Raw genomic sequence first — 2,948 nt, forward strand, 5'->3', positions numbered from 1 at the left:
GGGGGGGCCCGCCCCCCCGGCACAGGGCCGGGCCCACCGCTGCGCCCCCGACCGGCGAGCGGTCCGGTCGGGGACGCCGGCGGACCCGCGCCCCCCCGGGAGGGGGGTCCACCGGCCGGCGCCGTCGGGCGCGCCCCCCCACCCCGACCGCGCCGGACGCCTCCCGACAGCCGCCGATCGCGCGCAGCGCCCGGCCGTCCTGCGCGGCCTCGCGCTGGTGGTCGGCCACCGACGCGATCGTCGTCTGGAACGAGTCGATCAGCGTCACGATCTGCTTGATCTCCTGGATCGCGGAGACCGCGCGCGTGGTGTCCTCCTTGATGACGTCGACCTTGTGGCCGATGTCGTCGGTCGCCCGCGACGTCTCGCTCGCCAGCTCCGTGACCTCGTTGGCCACCACGGCGAAGCCGCGCCCCGAGTCGCCCGCGCGGGCCGCCTCGATGGTCGCGTTCAGCGCCAGCAGGTTCGTCTGGTCGGCGATCGTGGTGATGAACTGCACGACCTTGCCGATCTCCAGGCTGCTCTCGCCGAGCTTCTCGATCGCCGAGACCGCCGTCTCGGTGACCGACACGGCCGTCTGCGTGGTGTCCGACATGCGGTTGCTCACCTCGGACAGCTCGGTCGCGCTGTCGCCGAGGCGGTCCACGAAGCCCAGCGCGGCGGTCATCAGCGTCTTCTGGGTGTCGATGTCCAGCAGCGCGCCCGCGACGCGCAGCGGGACGCCCGCCTCGTCCCGCCGGGTCGTGCCGCTGGCGCGGTACCAGCGGTACTCGCCGGTCTTGCGCTTGAGGCGGTACTCGATGTCGTAGGGGATGCGGCCGGTGCGGTCGTTCAGGTGCGCGGCGAACGCGCCCAGCACGGAGTCCTTCTCGTCCGGGTGCAGGCGTGAGGCCCAGCTGTCCAGCACGTTCGGGAAGTCCCGCTCGTCGGTGAACCCGAGCATCTTGCGCAGGTGGTCGGACCACCAGAACTCGTTGCTGGCGTTGACCGGGTCGCCCGCGACGACCGACATGTCCCACAGCCCGATGTCCGAGGCCTTGATCATCAGGCCGTAGCGCTCGTTGACGAACTCCAGCTCCTGCTTGAGGGCGGCCACCTCGTCGCGCAGCGCGTTGGCCTCACCGGTGTCGGCGGCGGTCCGGGGACCGGGCTCGCGCCCCTCTGTCCCCTGCTGGGCCCTCCGGGACTTCCAGCCGAGCATGGGGCCTCTCCTCTCGCTGTCGCGGCGGGCGCGGCACGCGCCACTGGACCCGGCGGCGTTCGGCGGGACCACGTCGGGCGACGGCAGCGGGGAGGGGGAGCTGAGGAATACCCGGCGGTAGCGCCGGGGGAACGGCCTGCGTCACCCGGCTGGGGCGCACTCGCCCCGGACCGGGCCTGCCGCGCGGGCGGACCCCCGGTGGCGGGTGCGGCCGACCCCCGGCACCGGGCGCCCACCGGTCCCGTTCCCGCCGCGCCGCAAGGGGGCGGGGACCCCTGCGCCCGGAGCAGGGGGCCGCGTGCCCGACCACCGCCTGCTGGACTCGCGTCGAGGACCGCGGGCCTGGTGGACGTGGCCTGCGTCCGGGCGCGCTAGACCGGTGGGGCCCCGCCGTCGGCGGCGCTCGGGTGTCGGCAGCCCTCGGGCGCGGGCAGGACCGAACCGCCGGGGCGCAGGCCGTCCCACAGCAGGGCCAGGTTCCGGAGGCGGTCCGGCAGCTGGGAGACCGCCAGCGCCATCACCAGCAGCCCGCCGAGGTCGCCCACCACCACGTCGTCGCGCACCTGGCCGAGCCGCTGCGCCTCCAGCAGCAGGTCCGCCATCTCGCCGAGCAGCCGGTCCAGGGTCTCCGGCTCGATCAGGGCGGCGTGCTTGGCCGCGACCACCAGCGAGCGGTGGTCCGCGAACGCCTCCACCGCCCCCGCGACCACCAGCCGCAGCCCGGCTCCGGGATCGGAACCCGCCTTCGCCTCCAGCACCAGCGGCGCCACCCGCTCGGCGAAGAACAGCTCGAACGCCGCCCGCAGCACCCCGTCCCGGTCGCCGAACAGGCGGTACACCGTCGCCACGCCGACCCCGGCCAGCGCCGCCACGTCCTCCAACCTCGGCCCCTCGGGCCCCCGGCGGCCGAACGCCTCCACGGCCGCCCGCGCGATCCGGTCGTGGTTGCGCCGCGCGTCGGCCCGCCTCGGGCGCACCGCGCCCGCCGCCCCGCCGTCCGCGCGCGCCGGTCCTCCCGGCGACGACCCGGCGGGGGGACTCGACGGGACGAACCGGTCCTGCGGGGATCTTGCGGGCACCCGCGCACCGTACGTCGGCAGGTCAGCCGGTGACCAGGCGCAGTGCCCCCGACGGGCAGTAGGCCACCGCGTCCCGCGCCCGCGCCGCATCGTCCCCACCCGGCTCGCCCTGCAGCACCACCACGATCCCGTCGTCGTCCTGGTCGAACACCGCGCCCGCCGTCATCACGCACATCCCGGCCCCGACGCACACGTCCCGATCCGCCTCGACCCGCTCGCCCACCACGCACCTCCAGCTCGACCGCACCACCGGACCGGCGCGCGGGCCCACCCGAACCGGACGGCCCGCCGCGCCGAACACCCACCGGCGGTAGGCGCGACACCCCCCGACGCGCCCCCCGCCACTCACCCGGAAACCACCAGGGTCACCACCGCACGGGCAGCTCGCTCAACCCGTACACCACGTGGTACGACCGGAACGAGGGTTCGTACCCCTCCACCTCCCGCAGTCCGGGGAAGCGCCGCAGCAGCGCCGGGAACGCGATCCGCATCTCCATCCGCGCCAGCGGCGCGCCCAGGCAGTGGTGCAGCCCGTGCCCGAACGCCACGTGCCCCGGCGACCCGCGCCGCACGTCCAGCCGCTCCGGGTCCTCCACCAGTCCGGGGTCCCGGTTCGCCCCCGGCAGCGCGCACACCACCCAGTCGCCCTCGGCCAGCACCTGCCCGCC

Annotated in this window: 4 protein-coding genes; all 4 read right to left on the reverse strand. The window is 75.9% G+C overall.

The annotated features are described in order from the left end of the window. The coding region (locus ACTUAL_RS24970; RefSeq protein ID WP_440901959.1) for a methyl-accepting chemotaxis protein at positions 1 to 1,201 on the reverse strand (1,201 nt) is incomplete at its 3' end. 371 nt (positions 1,202 to 1,572) lie between these two features. Beyond that, entirely contained in the window at positions 1,573 to 2,280 is a 708-nt protein-coding gene (locus ACTUAL_RS24975) for a TetR/AcrR family transcriptional regulator (RefSeq protein ID WP_440901960.1), read from the reverse strand. A gap of 22 nt (positions 2,281 to 2,302) precedes the next feature. Continuing rightward, positions 2,303 to 2,503: a ferredoxin gene (locus ACTUAL_RS24980; RefSeq protein WP_440901961.1), complete on the reverse strand. Its 201-nt coding sequence runs from the start codon at positions 2,501 to 2,503 to the stop codon at positions 2,303 to 2,305. A gap of 142 nt (positions 2,504 to 2,645) precedes the next feature. After that, positions 2,646 to 2,948, reverse strand: a 303-nt coding sequence (locus ACTUAL_RS24985; RefSeq protein WP_440901962.1) for a cytochrome P450, incomplete at its 5' end; no start/stop codon positions are given.

The organism is Actinosynnema sp. (assembly GCF_052038725.1).